Source organism: Burkholderia sp. ABCPW 14 (assembly GCF_001523835.1).
GTDB lineage: Bacteria > Pseudomonadota > Gammaproteobacteria > Burkholderiales > Burkholderiaceae > Burkholderia > Burkholderia mayonis.
Map to the genome: position 1 here is coordinate 78,270 of NZ_LOVS01000009.1, position 17,901 is coordinate 96,170.

The following is a 17,901-nucleotide window of genomic DNA, read 5'->3' on the forward strand; positions in this document are numbered from 1 at the left end:
CGCTTCGGGCCGCCTGCCGCGCGCGGCGCTCACGCGGACGGCGCCTGGGCCATCGCGGCCACTTTCTCCGTCAGCCATTTCTCGACCGACGGGAACACGAACTTGCTGACGTCGCCGCCCAACTGCGCGATCTCGCGCACGATCGTGCCCGAGATGAACTGATATTGGTCCGACGGCGTCATGAACATCGTCTCGACGTCGGGCAGCAGGTAGCGGTTCATCCCCGCCATCTGGAACTCGTACTCGAAGTCCGACACCGCGCGCAGGCCGCGCACGATCACGCGCGCGTCGTTCGCCCGCACGAAATCCTTCAGCAGCCCGGTGAAGCCCATCACCTTCACGTTCGGGTAATGGCCCAGCACCTCGTTCGCAATCTTCAGACGCTCGTCGAGCGAGAAGAACGGCTTTTTCGCGCGGCTGTCGGCGACGCCGACAACCAGCGTATCAAAAATGCTCGACGCGCGCCGCACGAGATCCTCGTGGCCGCGCGTCAGCGGATCGAACGTACCCGGGTACACGGCGACTACCATGTCGCTCCTCCTGTCATCGAGCCAATTGGGGTCGGGGCCAAGCGCGTCGCGCGCGGCCGCCGACATGGGCGCACGTCGCGACTGCACGCGGCGCCTCGTTTGGAACGCGCATTATTCATCATTTTCGCGTTGCAGCAAATGGTAGTGGACGGCGCCCGCCTTGCCGTGCCGCGTCACTTGCCAGCCGGCGAGCGACGCGTGCTCGGACGGATCGAGCGGCGCGCCCGTCTCGACGTACAGATAGCCGCCCGGCGCGACGAGATTCGGCGCGAGCGCGAGCGCGCGCGCGAATGCGGCCGCGTCGCCGAACGGCGGATCGACGAACACGATGTCGAACGAGCGCGGCGCGAGGCCCGCCGCGATGCGCAGCGCGTCGGCTTCGGCGATCTCGATCGCGCGCGCCGCGAGCTTGTCCTTCAGCGCGCGCAGTTGCTGCGCGGCACGCGGATGGCGCTCGACCATCACGACGCTCGCCGCGCCGCGCGACGCCGCCTCGAAGCCGAGCGCGCCGCTGCCCGCGAACAGGTCGAGGCAGCGCCGGCCTTCGAGATCCTGGCCGAGCCAGTTGAAAAGCGTCTCGCGCACGCGGTCGGGCGTCGGACGCAGACCGTCCAGGTCGAGCACCGGAAGCGGCGTGCGCTTCCAGTCGCCGCCGATGATGCGGATCGTGTGCGGCTTGCCGCGGCCGGCCTCTGGGGCTCGCTGCGCCGGCGGCCGCGCCGGAGAGGAACGGGACATACGGAAGAATTCGATACGGAAGCGTTGGAAACGGAATGAACCGGTCGGAAACGGCGCGATGCGCCGCGATGACGCGCACGTTACCACAAGCAGCGCGCATGCTCTGCCGCAGCCGCACGGTGAAGCCCGTGCGCCTGATAAAATGCCGGGTTTCCGGTGCGCGGGCACGCCGCACGCGCGCCGCCAGGCTCTCGCACAGGGCCCGGCCGCTCGGCGCACCCGGCGCCGCGCCCCGCCTCTTCCGCAAGCGAAACCATGTTCAGCTTCTTCAAACGATTCAAGAAAGCGCCCGAAGCCGCACCGGCCGAGCCGCAGCAAGCCCCCGACGCGCAGCAGGACGACGCGGGCAGCTCCGCCGCGCCCGAGATCACGCGGGTCGATACGCCTGTCGCACCGGTCGCGCGCGACGAAGCGCCGGCCGTCGCGCCGTCGAGCCCCGTCGCGCGGCCGTCCGCCGCGAGCGCACCCGCGACGCCGCCTGCCGCTCCGTCCGCCACGACGCCGGAACCGCGGGTTCAGCAGCGGCCGCCCGCAGAACCGGCGCGGCCGTCCGCCGAGCCCGCGCCTTCCGTCGTGATGACGGTCACGCCGTCCGCGAACGGCCGCAACGGGGTCGTCGAGACGGTCGAGATCGTGCCGCCGCCCGCCCCCGAGCCGGCCGCGAAGAAATCGTGGCTCGCGCGGCTGAAATCCGGCCTTGCGAAGACGAGCTCGAGCATCACGACCGTGTTCGTCAACACAAAGATCGACGAGGCGCTCTACGAAGAGCTCGAAACGGCGCTGCTGATGTCCGATGCCGGCGTCGACGCGACCGAGCATCTGCTCGACGCACTGCGCGAGAAGGTACGCACGGGCCGCCTCACCGATGCGCAGCAGGTGAAGGACGCGCTGCGCGGCCTGCTCGTCGATCTGCTGAAGCCGCTCGAGAAGTCGCTCGTGCTCGGACGCGCGCAACCGCTCGTGATGATGATCGCGGGCGTGAACGGCGCGGGCAAGACGACGAGCATCGGCAAGCTCGCGAAGCATCTGCAGAGCTTCGATCAGTCGGTGCTGCTCGCCGCGGGCGACACGTTCCGCGCGGCCGCGCGCGAACAGCTCGCCATCTGGGGCGAGCGCAACAACGTGACCGTCGTCCAGCAGGAAAGCGGTGACCCGGCCGCGGTGATCTTCGACGCGGTCAGCGCCGCGCGCGCGCGCAACATCGACGTGATGATGGCCGATACCGCGGGCCGCCTGCCGACGCAGCTGCATCTGATGGAAGAGCTTCGCAAGGTGAAGCGCGTGATCGGCAAGGCCCACGACGGCGCGCCGCACGAGGTGCTGCTCGTGATCGACGCGAACACCGGACAGAACGGGCTCGCGCAGGTCAAGGCGTTCGACGATACGCTCGGCCTCACGGGCCTCATCGTCACGAAGCTCGACGGCACCGCGAAGGGCGGCATCCTCGCCGCGATCGCGCGGCAGCGGCCGATTCCGGTGTACTTCATCGGCGTCGGCGAGAAGGTCGAGGATCTGCAGCCGTTCAGCGCGGAGGAATTCGCGGACGCGCTGCTCGGCTGAGCCGCGCGATCGATCCGGCGCGATCTTCGCGATTCCGCCCTCCCGCAACGAAACGGGCGCCCCGCAAGGCGCCCGTTTTTCATTGGCGCGCGGCCGACGCAACGCTCATTCGGCGTCGGGCTGCGCGGCGGGCGCGGCCGCCTTGAAAGCGTCGAGGGTCATCGCGTGATCGTAGATCCGCTGGATCGTCGGGAACCGCTCGAGGCCGATCGAGAAGCGGTGCGCGTTGAACACCTGCGGGACGATGCAGAGATCGGCGAGCGTCGGCGTATCGCCGAAGCACAGCTTGCCCGTGCGCGGATCGTTCGAAAGACGCGCCTCGAGCGACTTGAAGCCTTCCTCGATCCAATGTCGATACCACGCGTCCTTCGCGTAGTCGCCGACCTTCAGCGTGTGCTTCAAATACTTCAGCACGCGCAGGTTGTTGAGCGGATGGATCTCGCAAGCGACCTGCAGCGCGACCGCGCGCACGTACGCGCGGTCGGCGGGCGCCTTGGGCAGCAGCGGCACGTCCGGGTACGCTTCTTCCAGATACTCGATGATCGCGAGCGACTGCTGCAGCGCCGATTCGCCGTCGATGAGCGTCGGCACGAGCGCGTCGGGGCTGAGCGCGCGATATTCGTCGGTCAATTGCTGGCCGCCGTCGCGCAGCAGATGCACCGGCACGTAGTCGAACGGCAGCTTCTTCAGATGCAGCGCGATACGCACGCGAAACGCCGCCGAACTGCGGAAATAGCTATATAGCTTCATCAGTGTCCCTCATTGTCTCGATCGTCGATCTTCTCGCCGGCGCCCGCGCACGGTTCCCGCGATGCGCGCGAGCGCGCGAACCGCGAGACGAACGTCTACCCGTCCCGCCGCGCCGAATGCTCCGGTATCGGCCGAAAGTGTAACGCGGCTCGCGCGACGCCGGATTCGCGCCGTCGATCCGGCGGCACTTTGTCGGTGCAGCGCTGTCGCGATGCACGCTTCGCGTGCGAAACCGTTCGTTCGGCGTGCGCCGGCGCACCAGGCGCACGCGCGCGATCCACGCCCGCCTCCCCGCCGTCCTGTTAATTAGCGGCCCAATAAAAAGTGGCACGGCATTTGCTGTTTTCTTTGCATCGAACACGGGCCCCCCATGACAAGCGGCCCAGTCAGGAGATCCCCGATGCGGAAGATGAAGCTGGTGATGGTCGGCAACGGCATGGCCGGAGTGCGTACGCTCGAAGAACTGTTCAAGCTCGCCCCCGATTTGTACGACGTGACGGTATTCGGCGCCGAACCGCATCCGAACTACAACCGGATCCTGCTGTCTCCCGTGCTCGCGGGCGAGCAGACGCTCGAGCAGATCGTGCTCAACGACTACGCGTGGTACGAACGGCACGACATCACGCTGCACGTCGGCAAGAAGATCGTGAAGATCGACCGCGTGAAGCGCGTCGTGATCGCCGAGGACGGCACCGAGGCCGCCTACGACCGCCTGCTGCTCGCGACCGGCTCGAATCCGTTCATGCTGCCGATCCCGGGCGCGGATCTCGCCGGCGTGCTCGGCTATCGCGACATCGCCGACACGCAGGCGATGATCAATGCCGCCGCGCACCACACGCATGCGGTCGTGATCGGCGGCGGCCTGCTCGGCCTCGAGGCGGCGAACGGCCTGAAGCTGCGCGGGATGGACGTGACGGTCGTCCACCTCGCGCCGACGCTGCTCGAGCGCCAGCTCGACGCGACGGCGGGCGGCCTGCTGCGCACGTCGCTCGAAGCGCGCGGGCTGAAATTCGCGATGCCGAAGGAAACGCAGGCGCTCGTCGGCGACGAGAGCGGCCGCGTGTGCGCGGTGCGCTTCAAGGACGGCGAAACATGCAAGGCCGATCTCGTCGTGATGGCGGTCGGCATCCGCCCGAACACGACGCTCGCCGAAAGCGCGGGCCTCTATTGCAATCGCGGGATCGTCGTCAACGACACGATGCAGACCTACGACCCGCGCATCTATGCGGTCGGCGAATGCGTGAGCCATCGCGGCATCGCATATGGCCTCGTCGCGCCGCTCTTCGAGCAGGCGAAAGTCGCGGCGAACCATCTCGCGCAGTTCGGCATCGGCCGCTATACGGGCTCGGTGACGTCGACGAAGCTCAAGGTCACGGGCATCGATCTTTTCTCTGCGGGCGACTTTCTCGGCAGCGGCGACACCGAAGACATCACGTTGTCCGATCCGATCGCGGGCGTGTACAAGAAGCTCGTCATCAAGGACGACAAGATCGTCGGCGCGTGTCTGTACGGCGACACCGCCGACGGCGCGTGGTACTTCAAGCTGCTGCGCGAAGGCCGCAACGTCGCCGACATCCGCGACACGCTGATGTTCGGCGAGACGAGTCTCGGCGACACCGGCCACAGCGGCGCGACGCACGCGATGACGATGGCCGATGACGCCGAAGTGTGCGGCTGCAACGGCGTGTGCAAGGGGACGATCGTCTCGGCGATCAAGGAAAAAGGCCTCTTCACGCTCGACGACGTGCGCAAGCACACGAAAGCGTCCGCGTCGTGCGGATCGTGCACGGGCCTTGTCGAGCAGATCCTGATGTCGACGCTCGGCGGCGACTATTCGGCCTCGCCGAAGGCAAAGCCCGTGTGCGGCTGCACCGACCGCACGCATTCGGAAGTGCGCGCGGCGATCCGCGAGCACAAGCTGCTGTCGGTGCCGTCCGCGATGCATTTCCTCGAATGGCGCACGCCGAACGGCTGCGCGACCTGCCGTCCGGCGCTCAACTATTACTGCATCAGCACGTGGCCGCACGAAGCGAACGACGATCCGCAATCGCGCTTCATCAACGAGCGCGCGCACGCGAACATCCAGAAGGACGGCACGTATTCGGTCGTGCCGCGGATGTGGGGCGGCGTGACGACCGCCGACGAGCTGCGCCGCATCGCGGACGTCGTCGACAAGTACGCGATTCCGACGGTGAAGGTCACGGGCGGGCAGCGCATCGACCTGCTCGGCGTGAAGAAGGAAGACCTGCCGGGCGTCTGGCACGACCTCGGGATGCCGAGCGGCCATGCGTATGCGAAGGCGCTGCGCACGGTAAAGACGTGCGTCGGCTCGGAATGGTGCCGCTTCGGCACACAGGACTCGACGCTGATGGGCCAGCAGCTCGAGCGCGCGCTGTGGCGTATGTACGCGCCGCACAAGGTGAAACTCGCGGTGTCCGGCTGCCCGCGCAACTGCGCGGAATCGGGGATCAAGGACGTCGGCGTGATCGGCGTCGATTCGGGCTGGGAAATCTACGTGGGCGGCAACGGCGGCATCAAGACCGAAGTCGCGCAGTTCTTCTGCAAGGTGAAAACGCACGAAGAAGTGCTCGAATACGCGGGCGCGTTCCTGCAGTTGTATCGCGAGGAAGGCTGGTATCTGGAGCGCACCGTGCACTACCTCGAGCGCGTCGGCCTCGACCACGTGAAGGCGCGCGTGCTGGACGATGCGGACAATCGCCGCGCGCTGTGGGAGCGCCTGCAATTCGCGCTGAAGGACGAGCCGGACCCGTGGCACGACACGAACGAAGCGCAGGTCGATCTGCGCCAGTTCATCCCGATCGCGGTCGCGCCCGCCGACGCGTGATGCGCGTCGATGCGCCGCGCATCGCGCCGCACGCCGGCCAGGTCAATCAACCAGGAATTCGAAACATGTCCGTCACGCCATCCGAATGGATCGCCGTCTGCGATCTGGGCGACATCCCGCCGCTCGGCGCACGCGTCGTCACGCGTCCTGCGGGCGCACCGATCGCGCTCTTTCGCACCGCGAGCGACACCGTGTTCGCACTGCTCGACCGCTGCCCGCACAAAGGCGGCCCGCTGTCGCAAGGCATCGTCCACGGCGAGCAGGTCGCCTGTCCGCTGCACGGTTTCAACATCGCGTTCGAGAGCGGTCGCGCGCTGCCGCCCGACGACGGCTGCGCGACGGTCTTTCGCGTGAAGCGCGAAGGCGATACGGTGCTGCTCGATCGCGCGGAGCTCGCGACGCTCGGCGTCGACGATGCGCCGCAACCAATCGCATTCGTTGCGCCGGGCGCCGCGGCATGACGGTCGACACGTTGGCGCGGCCCGCGCAAGACGCGCCGGAAGCCGTGCGCGAAACGCGTTCGACATGCTGCTATTGCGGCGTCGGATGCGGCGTCGTCATCGAAACGCGACGCGGCGCCGACGGCCGTGACCGGATCGTCGGCGTACGCGGCGATCCCGAACATCCGGCGAACTTCGGCCGCCTATGCTCGAAGGGCAGCACGCTGCATCTGACCGCGACGCCCGAGCGCTACGCGCAGACGCGCGCGGCGCATCCGGAACTGCGCCTGTCGCGCGATGCGGCGCGCACGCGCGTGTCGTGGAACGACGCGCTCGATCACGTCGCGCTGCGCTTCGCGCGAATCGTCGAGCAGCACGGCCCCGACGCGGTCGGCTTCTACATCTCCGGCCAATTGCTGACCGAGGACTATTACGTCTTCAACAAGCTCGCGAAGGGGCTCGTCGGCACCAACAACGTCGATTCGAACTCGCGGCTTTGCATGAGCTCGGCCGTCGTCGGCTACAAGAAGACGCTCGGCGCCGACGCGCCGCCGTGCAGCTACGAGGATCTCGATCAAGCAGGCACCGTGCTGATCGCGGGCGCGAATCCCGCATACGCGCATCCGATCCTGTACCGGCGGCTCGAAGCCGCGCGCGCGCGCAATCCGCAGATGAAGGTGATCGTCGCCGATCCGCGGCGCACCGATTCGGCGAGCGACGCGACGCTGCATCTCGCGCTGCAGCCCGGCACCGACACGATGCTGTTCAACGCGATGCTGCACGTGCTGATCTGGGACGGCGCGCTCGATCGCGCATTCATCGACGCGCACACGCAAGGCTTCGACGCGCTGCGCGACGCGGTACGCGACGCGACGCCCGCCGCCGCCGCGCAAGTCTGCGGCCTGCGCGCCGACGACATCGTGCAGGCCGCGCGCTGGTTCGGCGTGGGGCCGTCGCTGTCGCTGTATTGCCAGGGGCTCAATCAGTCGGCGACCGGCACGACGAAAAACGTCGCGCTGATCAATCTGCATCTCGCGACCGGCCAGATCGGCAAGCCGGGCGCCGGGCCGTTTTCGCTGACGGGACAGCCCAACGCGATGGGCGGCCGCGAGGTCGGCGGCATGGCGACGCTCGCGTCCGCGCACCGCGATCTCGCGAATCCCGCCGACCGCGCGGAGATCGCGCGCCTTTGGGGCGTGCCTGATTTGCCGGCGAAGCCCGGACTGACCGCGGTCGAGATGTTCGAGCAGCTCGCCGAAGGCGCGCTGAAGGCGATCTGGATCGTCTGCACGAACCCCGCGCATTCGATTCCGAACCAGGCGATCGCGCGCGCGGGGCTCGAGCGCGCGGAATTCGTCGTGCTGCAGGACGCGTACGCGCACACGGGGACCGCGCCGTACGCGGACGTGCTGCTGCCCGCCGCGACCTGGGGCGAGAAGGAAGGCACGGTGACGAACTCGGAGCGGCGGATCTCGCGCGTCCGCGCGGCGACGGCGCCGCACGGCGACGCGCGCGCCGACTGGCAGATCGCCGCCGACGTCGGCCGCCGGCTCGAAGCGCGGCTCGCGCCGGGCCGCCCGACGCTCTTTCCGTATGCCGACGCCGAAGCCGTATGGAACGAGCACCGCGCGACGACGATCGGCCGCGATTGCGACATCGGCGGGCTGTCGTGGCCGCTCATCGCACGCGACGGTCCGCAACAATGGCCATTCCCGGCGGGCGCCGAGCGCGGGCTCGCGCGCCTGTACGCGGACGGCCGCTTTCCGACCGCCGACGGACGCGCGCGCTTCGTGCTCACGCCTTATCAGCCGGTCGCCGAGGCGGTCGACGCGCGCTACCGCTTCGCGCTGACGACGGGCCGTCTGCGCGACCAATGGCACGGCGGCAGCCGCACGGGCACGGTCGCGAAGCTGTTCGCGCATGCGCCGCAACCGTGCGTCGACCTGAATCCCGGCGATTGCGCCCGGCTCGAGGTCGGCCCGCACGACTTCGTCCACGTGACGTCGCGCCGCGGCAGCGCGCTCGTCCCCGCGCGCGCCGACGACTCGGTTGCCCCCGGCCAGGCGTTCGCGCCGATGCACTGGGGCGACGAATACGTGTCGGGCGTTGCGGGCAACCGCGCGGCGACGGGCGTCAACGCGCTGACGACGCCGATGCGCGATCCGTACTCGCAGCAGCCGGAATTGAAGCATGCGGCGATCAAGCTGCTGAAGGCCGATCTGCCGTGGCGCTGGCTGATCGCCGCACGCGTGCCGGCCGACCGGATGCTCGAGCGCCAGCGCGCCGCGCGCGCATTCTTCGCGTGCTTTCCGTACGCGAGCTGCGTGCCGTTCGGCACCGACGAGTACGCCGGGCTCGCGTGGCGCGTCGCCGCGTACGAGCCCGCGCCCGCCGAGCTCCAGCGCGAAATCGAGGCGCTCTTCGAATTGCCCGCGCACGCGGCCGACGTGATGAGCTACGGCGACGCGCGGCGCGGCGCCGGCCGGCGCGTGCGGATCGTCGGCGGCGCGCTCGCCGCGTTCTCGGTCGCGGGCGCCGCGGGCGCGACCGAAGAGAGCGCGGCCGTGCTGCGCGACTATGTCGAGAGCGGCGCGAGCGTCGGCGCGCTCGGCCGCCTGCTATTGTTCGCGGGGCGCGTGCCGCTGCAGACGGCGCCCGCGCGCGGCCGCACGATCTGCAACTGCGTCGGCGTCGGCGAGCGCGAGATCGGCGCGATGCTCGCCGCCGACGCGCCGTCCGCGACACCCGGCGAGCGGCTCGCGAACTTGCAAGAACGGCTCAAATGCGGTACTCAGTGTGGTTCCTGCATACCCGAGCTGCGCCGCCTGATCGCCGAATCGGCGACGGCCGCGGCTCCCGCTCCTCGATGACCGAATCCCAAGCCAATGCAGCCTTGCCCGATCACTTTCCGTGCGCCCGCTTCATCAAGGAGATTGGGCGCGGTCCGAACGGCGCACGCCCGCTGTCGTACGACGACGCATTGGCGCTCTACCGCGCGATGCTCGACGGACACGTATCCGATGTCGAACTCGGCGCGATCCTGATTGCGTACCGGCTCAAGGGCGAGACGGCCGCCGAGCTCGCGGCGATGCTCGCCGCCGCGCATGCGTCGTTCGAACTGCTGCACGTGCAGGACGCCGCGTTCCGCACGGTGTCGATCCCGAGCTACAACGGCGCGCGCAGGCAGCCCAATCTCGTGCCGCTCCTCGCGCTCCTGCTTGCGCGGGAAGGCGTGCCGGTGCTCGTGCACGGCGTGACCGAAGATCCGGGCCGCGTGACGAGCGCGGAGATCTTCGCCGAGCTGTCGATTCCGCCCGGCGAATCGCACGACGAGATCGAGGACACGCTCGCCGAGCGCCGCGTTGCGTTCGCGCCGATCGACGTGCTCGCGCCGAAGCTCGCGCGGCTGATCGCGCTGCGGCGCGTGCTCGGCGTGCGCAACTCGACGCACACGGTCGTCAAGCTGCTGCAGCCGTTCGAGCCGGCCGGGCTGCGGCTCGTCAACTACACGCATCCGCCGTACCGCGACAGCCTCATCGAGCTGTTCCGCGAACATCCGGAAGCGGCCGCGGGCGGCGCGCTGCTCGCGCGCGGCACCGAGGGCGAGGCGGTCGCCGACACGCGCCGCCAGGTCCAGGTCGACTGGCTGCACGACGGCCAGTGCGAAACGGTCGCCGAACCGGTGCGCTCGTCGCCCGACGCGCCGCTCGTCGAGTTGCCCGCGTCGCGCGACGCCGCGACGACGGCCGCGTGGACCGACGCCGTGATGCGCGGCGAAATCCCGATTCCGGACGCGGTCGCGACGCAAGTCGAAACGATCGTGCGGCTCTCGCGGATCGTCGAATGAGCGCCGGCGGCGCTGCAGGGATGAAGGCGGCGGACCGTTGCGATCGCGCGGACCGGCGGATGCGGGCGCCGCGCTGAGGCAGCCTGACGCGTCGACTCGCGCGCCGTGAGACGCTTCTCGGCGCGCCGCCCGGCACAAAGCCCGACACATCGCACCGGAAGCCTGGCCGGCTGCCGGCCCGGCGTTCCACGCGCCGCATCGCGCCGGCGCTCGCACGCCGGGCCTTCACGTCGCTCGCGCGTGTTCTGCCTTCTGCCTTCTGCCTTCTGCCTTCTGCCTTCTGCCTTCCGCCTTCCGCCTTCCGCCTTCCGCCTTCCGCCTTCCGCCTTCCGCCTTCTGCCTTCTGCCTTCTGCCTTCTGCCTTCTGCGCCCTGCGCCCCTGCTTCCTGCCCGTCCCACCGGCAAGCCGCGCACGCCGCCCCGGTGTCACGCCCCCCGCCTTCGAATACCCCGACGATTGACAACCGCCGACGACTTCGCATAGAGTTGTCGACATGCGTTCCTTCCCGAACACCCTCCGAATTACCTCCGGCCGCCTAGCGCGGCCGCTATCGCTACGACTAGCGTAAAGCTGTCGTGGCGCCGTGCCGTCCCGGCGCGGTCCCTCCCCTAGCTGTTCCTCGCAGTTTCTTTCTCGCAGTTTTTTACAACCCGTAGTCGTCAGCTTTCGTCCGTCGATCCGTCGGGCGAATCGCGAAGATTCCCGCGTCGTCGTGCCATCGGGCATGCACGTGCGCAGGCGGCGCCCACCGGCGCGACATGCCGTCCGTCTTCGCTCGCGACTTGACCGCCCGAGGCAAAGATGAAGCGCAACCCCGCTGAGAAATACCGACCGTTCGAACCCGTTCGCATCAACGGACGCCGATGGCCGAGCCGCACGATCGAGCGCGCGCCGATCTGGATGAGCACCGATCTGCGCGACGGCAACCAGTCGTTGATCGAGCCGATGAGCATCGAGCAAAAGCTCGAGTTCTTCGAGATGCTCGTTTCGATCGGCTTCAAGGAAATCGAAGTCGGTTTTCCGTCGGCGTCGCAAACCGACTTCGATTTCGTGCGCAAGCTGATCGACGAGCAGCGCATCCCCGACGACGTGACGATCGAAGTGCTCGTGCAATCGCGCGAAGACCTGATCGCGCGCACGTTCGACGCGCTCGAAGGTGCGCCGCGCGCGATCGTGCATCTGTACAACGCGATCTGCCCGTCGTTCCGCCGGATCGTGTTCGGGCTGTCGAAGGACGAGGTGAAGGCGCTCGCGGTCGACGGCACGCGGATCATCAAGGCGCACGCGCAGGCGCGCCCCGACACGCACTGGACGTTCCAGTACTCGCCCGAGACGTTCAGCATGACCGAGCTGTCGTTCGCGCGCGAGATCTGCGACGCGGTCGCGCAAACGTGGCGGCCGACCCGCGATCACAAGATGATCGTGAACCTGCCCGCGACCGTCGAGGCCGCGACGCCGAACGTGTTCGCCGACCAGATCGAATGGATGGACCGCAATCTCGGCTATCGCGACAGCATCGTGCTGTCCGTGCATCCGCACAACGATCGCGGCACCGCGGTCGCGGCGGCCGAGCTCGCGCTGCTCGCGGGCGCGGATCGCATCGAAGGCTGCCTGTTCGGCAATGGCGAGCGCACGGGCAACGTCGACCTCGTCACGCTCGCGCTCAATCTCTACACACAAGGGATCGATCCGGGCCTCGATTTCTCGGACATCGACGCGGTGCGCCGCGTCGTCGAGCGCTGCAACCAGATCCCCGTGCATCCGCGCCATCCGTACGCGGGCGACCTCGTGTTCACCGCGTTCTCCGGCTCGCATCAGGACGCGATCCGCAAGGGCTTCGCGCAGCAGCAGCCCGACGCGATCTGGGAAGTGCCGTATCTGCCGATCGATCCGGCCGATCTCGGCCGCAGCTACGACGCGGTGATTCGCGTGAACAGCCAGTCCGGCAAGGGCGGCGCAACGTACCTGCTCGAGCGCGGGATGGGCTTCTCGCCGCCGCGCCGCGTGCAGATCGAATTCAGCCATGCGGTGCAGGCGCTCGCCGACGCATCGGGCGAAGAAATGACGGCCGACGCGATCTGCGCGCTCTTCGCGCGCGAATATCTGGAGACGATGGGCCCGGCCGCGCGCGCGGGCGCGTCGGCGAGCTGGCATGACCGCGAAGTCGCGCTCGCGCACGCGAACGATGCGCAAAGCGCCGCGCGGCAGGCGGCCGCCGTGTTCGCCACGGCGGCGGGCGTCGCGATCGACGTCGCGTCGTGCGAAGTCGAGCGCACCGTGGATGGCGACACCGTCGTGTTCGTCGGCGCGAAGGTCGGCGGCGCCGCGCTGCGCCACGGCGCGGGCGTGCATCGCGATCCGGTCGCCGCCGCGACGGATGCGGTCGCGAGCGCGATCAACCGCTCCGCCTGGAGCCGCGACGAGCGGCGCGTGGCCGCCTGACGCGGCGCGAACGACACGCAAAAGGACAAGGCGCGGCGCACGCCGCTGCGCCAAACCGGTGCGGCGCGCGATCCGCGGCGCTCCGGCGCAAACCGTGCGGCTCACGAAGCCGCGCGGCAACGAAAGGCCCCGACGAGGGGCCGAAAGAAACGGTCGGAAAAGGGCCGGGAAAGAACCGAAAAAGCGGGCGGCAGCTGCGGGCGAGAATGGCGGGCGAAGGCGTGCTTCGTGCCTAGCTCTCGGTCGCGCAGCGCGTCGCCTGCCATGCGAGGAGGCGCCAGCGGCCGCTCTCCTGCGTCTGCACCGCGGTGTAGGCGATCGGGAACACGAGGCCGCCGTTGTTCGTCTCCATCTCAATCAGCGCGCGCCCCGCGACGACGTACGTGGCGTCGCCGACGGGCAGCACCTCCTGCGACTGGATTTCGATCTGCCGATAGCGGCGGCGCCCTGCCGTGATCGCGTCGATGAACTGCTGCTTGGTCTCGCGTTTGCCGTTGGTGTGCACGTAGTAGACCTTGTCGGACAACAGCGCTTCGAGCGCCTCGCCGTCGCCGTCGACCATCGCACGAAACCGGTCGCGCTCGAGCGCGCGAATCGCATCGATCACCTTCGCCACCATCGCCATACTCCTCGACTGCATTCGCGCCTCCGGCGCGCTGATCAGAAGTTGTATTGCACGTAGAGCTGGCTGAAATTTATACCAGGATTCGGGTCTTTGATACCCGCGTTCGACACGTGCTGGAAGCGCAAACCCGCCTGATACTGCTGACGATTGCCGAATTGCGCGCCGACGCCGACCATGTCGGCGAACTGGAACGCGGTCGACATCGAGTAGTTCTGCGAGATCGTCGGATGCGACAGGAAACGCACGCCGACGCCCGCCTCGATGAACGGCCGCACCTGGCCCGCGCTCTTGATGAAGCGCACGATGGGCGTTGCGCCGACTTCCCAGACGCTGTCGTTGATCGCGCGATCGCCCGTGTACCGCCAATACGACAAGTGTCCCTCGGCGACGAACGCGAAGTGCCAGCCGCCGATTTCCCACCAGGTCCAGTTCGGATCCCAAGCGACGGCGATATCGCCCTTTTTGATGTCGTGGTCGGCGACGCCGCCGCCGAGCTGCAATCCCCAACGATCCGCGAAAGCGGTGCCGGAAGCGCCGACAAGCGCCGCTGCCACTGCGACCCGCGCGATGACCCGCCCCGCCCGACCGCCGTTTTTATCGTTCATCTCGTACTCCAACTTCTCTGGTTGAATAGAGCCTCGCCGCAATTCGCATGTCGGGCTCGAGCGAACAGAATCTTATGGTAAAGGACTTTTCCGATCGGCATCGTCTGACGAAATGGTTTTCTGCCGAATTGACAAGAATCAGATTTCTTTACCCAAAATGCCCGTAAAACAATGACTTATGGGCGATGAGCGGAAACGGGTTCCAGCATGCGCTATCACTTCGTCAAAATCGATAGCAAAATGGGAACTCCAGCGACCCTGTTCCTTCTAAGGATTAGCACTCCGGTAGATGGAGTGCTAAGATTCATCGAGGAATCGCCCCGACAAAGGGGCTTGTCCCTGATTCCAAAGGAGTTTTTTACGTGAGCAACGCATTGACCCTTCCGAACATTCTGCGCCCGGCGTCCGCTAAGGCCGCATCGGCAGGCTCGCTGGCGCTCGCATCCCAGTCGATGCTGCCCGGCCAGTTGGGCAACATCGACGCCTATATCCAGGCCGTCAACCGGATTCCGTTGCTGACGCCGGAAGAAGAGCGCCAATACGCAACCGAATACCGCGACAGCAACGACCTCGACGCCGCGCGCCAGCTCGTGCTGTCGCACCTGCGGCTCGTCGTGTCTATCGCGCGCAACTACCTCGGCTATGGCCTGCCGCACGGCGACCTGATCCAGGAAGGCAACATCGGCCTGATGAAGGCGGTCAAGCGTTTCGATCCCGCTCAGAACGTGCGTCTCGTGTCGTATGCGATCCACTGGATCAAGGCCGAGATTCACGAGTACATCCTGCGCAACTGGCGCATGGTCAAGGTCGCGACGACGAAGGCGCAGCGCAAGCTGTTCTTCAACCTGCGCAGCCACAAGAAGGGCACGCAGGCGTTCACGCCGGAGGAAATCGACGGCCTCGCGCAGGAGCTGAACGTCAAGCGCGAGGAAGTGGCCGAGATGGAAACCCGCCTGTCGGGCGGCGACGTCGCGCTCGAAGGCCAGATCGACGACGGCGAGGAGTCGTACGCGCCGATCGCGTATCTCGCCGATTCGCACAACGAGCCGACCGCCGTGCTCGCCGCGCGGCAGCGCGACATGCTGCAGACGGACGGCATCGCGCGCGCGCTCGACTCGCTCGACGCACGCAGCCGCCGGATCATCGAGGCGCGCTGGCTGCACGTCGACGACGACGGCTCGGGCGGCTCGACGCTGCACGACCTCGCGGCCGAATTCGGCGTGTCGGCGGAGCGCATCCGCCAGATCGAGGCAAGCGCGATGAAGAAGATGCGCACGGCGCTCGCCGCGTACGCGTAACGCTCGATCACCCGGCCCACCAGGCCGCGTCGAAACGGAAAAGCCCGCTGTCTTGTGACAGCGGGCTTTTTTTGTGCACTGCGAAATCGCACGCGTTGCGCGTATGCTTGATCAACGTTATGAAAAATTCCCCCGGTGCATTGCGATTTACGCAAGTCTTGAGCCAGCTCAAGCTTTCGCGATCGCTTCGCGACGGTGTGCCGCAGCGCGGCACACCGGGTTTTCCGGGACACCTCCTACAATTGGGAGGACCGGCCAACGGATGCTGCGCGTGCACAGGCGCGTCACGAGACCGGCCTAGTTTTATGCCTATCGCGTTATCCCGGACCTCATGGCTTTGACTCTCATCAACAAAAAGGCGTCGCCCCACGATACGCCGCCCCGCCGTCCGGCGGGCTGGCGCGATCGGGTGGCCGCCTGGGCCCGCGGCCCGACCCTCACGCGCGACATCGCCATCGTGCTGGTCTTCAAGCTGATCCTGCTCGTCGCGCTCAAGTACGCATTCTTCAACCATCCGCAGGCCGAGCACATGTCGTTGCCGCCTGCCGTCGTCGCCGCGCAGCTGCTGTCGACGACGCCATCCGAACCCATTCGGGGAGACCGCCATGATAAGTAGCGAAGTCGTCGATCTGTCGCGCCTGCAGTTCGGCATCACAGCGCTCTACCATTTCCTGTTCGTTCCATTGACGCTCGGCATGTCCTGGCTGCTCGTCATCATGGAATCCGTCTACGTGATGACCGGCAAGCAGGTCTACAAGGACATGACCCAGTTCTGGGGCAAGCTCTTCGGGATCAACTTCGCGATGGGCGTGACGACGGGGATCACGCTCGAATTCCAGTTCGGCACGAACTGGTCGTACTACTCGCATTACGTCGGCGACATCTTCGGCGTGCCGCTCGCCGTCGAAGGGCTGATGGCGTTCTTCCTCGAATCGACGTTCGTCGGCCTGTTCTTCTTCGGCTGGAACCGTCTGTCGAAGGTCCAGCACTTGATCGTCACGTTCCTCGTCGCGCTCGGCTCGAACCTGTCCGCGCTGTGGATCCTCATCGCGAACGGCTGGATGAACAATCCGGTCGGTGCCGAGTTCAACTACCAGACGATGCGCATGGAGCTGTCGAACCTCTTCGACGTGATCTTCAATCCGGTCGCGCAGGTGAAGTTCGTGCATACGGTGTCGGCCGGCTACGTGACGGCCGCGATGTTCGTGCTCGGCGTGTCGGCGTGGTATCTGCTGAAGAAGCGCGACACGGACTTCGCGCTGCGCTCGTTCGCGGTCGCCGCAGGCTTCGGCCTCGCGTCGACGCTCTGCGTGATCGTGCTCGGCGACGAATCCGGCTACACGACGGGCGAAGTGCAGAAAATGAAGCTCGCCGCGATCGAATCCGAATGGGAGACGCAGCCGGCGCCCGCATCGTTCACGCTGATCGGCCTGCCGAACCAGGCCGAGGAGCGCACCGACTATGCGATCAAGATTCCGTATGCACTCGGTCTCATCGCGACGCGTTCGATCGACGAGCCGGTAATCGGCCTGCGCGAGCTAGCGAAGCGCAGCGAGGAGCATATCCAGAGTGGGATGGTCGCGTACGGCGCGCTGCAGAAGCTGAAGGCGGGCGACACGAGCGCCGAGACAAAGGCGGCCTTCGACCAGCACAAGCAGTATCTCGGCTACGGCCTCATGCTCAAGCAGTTCACGCAGAACGTGACCGACGCGACGCCGGACCAGATCAAGGCCGCGGCCAAGCAGACGATCCCGCCCGTCGCACCCGTGTTCTTCTCGTTCCGGATCATGGTGTTCCTCGGCTTCCTGTTCCTCGCGACCTTTATCGCCGCGTTCTGGTTCTGCGCGCGCCGCCAGTTGCTTCAGGACAACCGCCGCTGGTTCCTGCGCTACGCGGTGTGGGCGATTCCGCTGCCGTGGCTCGCCGCCGAGTTCGGCTGGGTCGTCGCCGAAGTCGGCCGCCAGCCGTGGACGATCGCGGGCATCCTGCCGACGCATCTGTCCGCGTCGAGCCTCACGTCGACCGATCTGTACCTGAGTCTTGCCGGATTCATCCTGTTCTACACGGCGCTCTTCATCATCGAGATCACGCTGATGTTCAAGTACGCGCGGCTCGGCCCGTCGTCGCTGCACACCGGCCGCTATCACCATGAACAGGCCGAGCGGCAGCTCGACAAGGCAGTCGCCGGAACGGCCGCCTGACGACCTCGCCACATCGAAT

General features: G+C 67.3%; 14 protein-coding genes. 9 read left to right on the top strand and 5 right to left on the bottom strand.

The features are described 5' to 3' along the window. Positions 1-29 precede the first annotated feature (29 nt). On the bottom strand, positions 30-530 hold the full coding sequence (gene coaD, locus WS62_RS02220; RefSeq protein WP_066567139.1) for a pantetheine-phosphate adenylyltransferase: 501 nt from the start codon (positions 528-530) through the stop codon (positions 30-32). A gap of 111 nt (positions 531-641) precedes the next feature. Beyond that, positions 642-1,268, bottom strand: a complete 627-nt coding sequence (rsmD, locus tag WS62_RS02225; protein WP_066567142.1) for a 16S rRNA (guanine(966)-N(2))-methyltransferase RsmD — start codon at positions 1,266-1,268, stop codon at positions 642-644. A gap of 255 nt (positions 1,269-1,523) precedes the next feature. Here rsmD and ftsY point away from each other — a divergent pair, with 255 nt between their 5' ends. Continuing rightward, positions 1,524-2,828 carry a signal recognition particle-docking protein FtsY gene (gene ftsY, locus WS62_RS02230; RefSeq protein WP_066567144.1) on the top strand — a complete coding sequence of 435 codons (1,305 nt, stop codon included), beginning with the start codon at positions 1,524-1,526 and terminating at the stop codon, positions 2,826-2,828. Positions 2,829-2,933: 105 nt separating this feature from the next. Here the strand turns inward: ftsY and maiA are convergent, their stop codons facing one another. Then, entirely contained in the window at positions 2,934-3,578 is a 645-nt protein-coding gene (maiA, locus tag WS62_RS02235; protein ID WP_066567148.1) for a maleylacetoacetate isomerase, read from the bottom strand. Positions 3,579-3,978: 400 nt separating this feature from the next. Between maiA and nirB the strand changes: the two genes are divergently transcribed. The 5 genes from nirB (at position 3,979) to leuA (ending at position 13,153) form a co-directional block, all read left to right on the top strand. Beyond that, a complete protein-coding gene (nirB, locus tag WS62_RS02240; protein ID WP_066567150.1) occupies positions 3,979-6,423 on the top strand; it encodes a nitrite reductase large subunit NirB in 2,445 nt (814 codons plus the stop codon). A gap of 65 nt (positions 6,424-6,488) precedes the next feature. Next, positions 6,489-6,884 carry a nitrite reductase small subunit NirD gene (gene nirD, locus WS62_RS02245; protein WP_066567348.1) on the top strand — a complete coding sequence of 132 codons (396 nt, stop codon included), beginning with the start codon at positions 6,489-6,491 and terminating at the stop codon, positions 6,882-6,884. Then, the gene (locus WS62_RS02250) at positions 6,881-9,733 is read left to right on the top strand and encodes a nitrate reductase (protein WP_066567161.1); all 2,853 of its coding nucleotides are present in this window, start codon (positions 6,881-6,883) and stop codon (positions 9,731-9,733) included. The genes nirD and WS62_RS02250 overlap by 4 nt, the downstream gene beginning before the upstream one ends. Then, on the top strand, positions 9,730-10,710 hold the full coding sequence (ybiB, locus tag WS62_RS02255; protein WP_066567163.1) for a DNA-binding protein YbiB: 981 nt from the start codon (positions 9,730-9,732) through the stop codon (positions 10,708-10,710). The genes WS62_RS02250 and ybiB overlap by 4 nt, the downstream gene beginning before the upstream one ends. Before the next feature lie 802 nt (positions 10,711-11,512). After that, positions 11,513-13,153, top strand: coding sequence for a 2-isopropylmalate synthase (gene leuA, locus WS62_RS02260; RefSeq protein ID WP_066567166.1), 1,641 nt, complete (start codon positions 11,513-11,515; stop codon positions 13,151-13,153). 232 nt (positions 13,154-13,385) lie between these two features. On the opposite strand, the gene WS62_RS02265 is transcribed toward leuA, so the two are convergent. Then, positions 13,386-13,772 (bottom strand): nuclear transport factor 2 family protein, encoded by a 387-nt coding sequence (locus WS62_RS02265; protein ID WP_066496115.1) that lies wholly within the window; start codon positions 13,770-13,772, stop codon positions 13,386-13,388. Positions 13,773-13,813: 41 nt separating this feature from the next. Next, positions 13,814-14,383 carry an acyloxyacyl hydrolase gene (locus tag WS62_RS02270; protein WP_066567352.1) on the bottom strand — a complete coding sequence of 190 codons (570 nt, stop codon included), beginning with the start codon at positions 14,381-14,383 and terminating at the stop codon, positions 13,814-13,816. Between the two features lie 362 nt (positions 14,384-14,745). Here WS62_RS02270 and rpoH point away from each other — a divergent pair, with 362 nt between their 5' ends. From rpoH to WS62_RS02285, 3 genes are all read left to right on the top strand, one after another. Beyond that, a complete protein-coding gene (gene rpoH, locus WS62_RS02275; protein WP_066567168.1) occupies positions 14,746-15,681 on the top strand; it encodes an RNA polymerase sigma factor RpoH in 936 nt (311 codons plus the stop codon). Between the two features lie 331 nt (positions 15,682-16,012). Continuing rightward, positions 16,013-16,297: a cytochrome oxidase putative small subunit CydP gene (cydP, locus tag WS62_RS02280; RefSeq protein ID WP_066567169.1), complete on the top strand. Its 285-nt coding sequence runs from the start codon at positions 16,013-16,015 to the stop codon at positions 16,295-16,297. Beyond that, positions 16,287-17,882 carry a cytochrome ubiquinol oxidase subunit I gene (locus WS62_RS02285; RefSeq protein WP_066567171.1) on the top strand — a complete coding sequence of 532 codons (1,596 nt, stop codon included), beginning with the start codon at positions 16,287-16,289 and terminating at the stop codon, positions 17,880-17,882. Before cydP ends, WS62_RS02285 begins: the two co-directional genes overlap by 11 nt. The last annotated feature ends 19 nt before the right edge of the window (positions 17,883-17,901 follow it).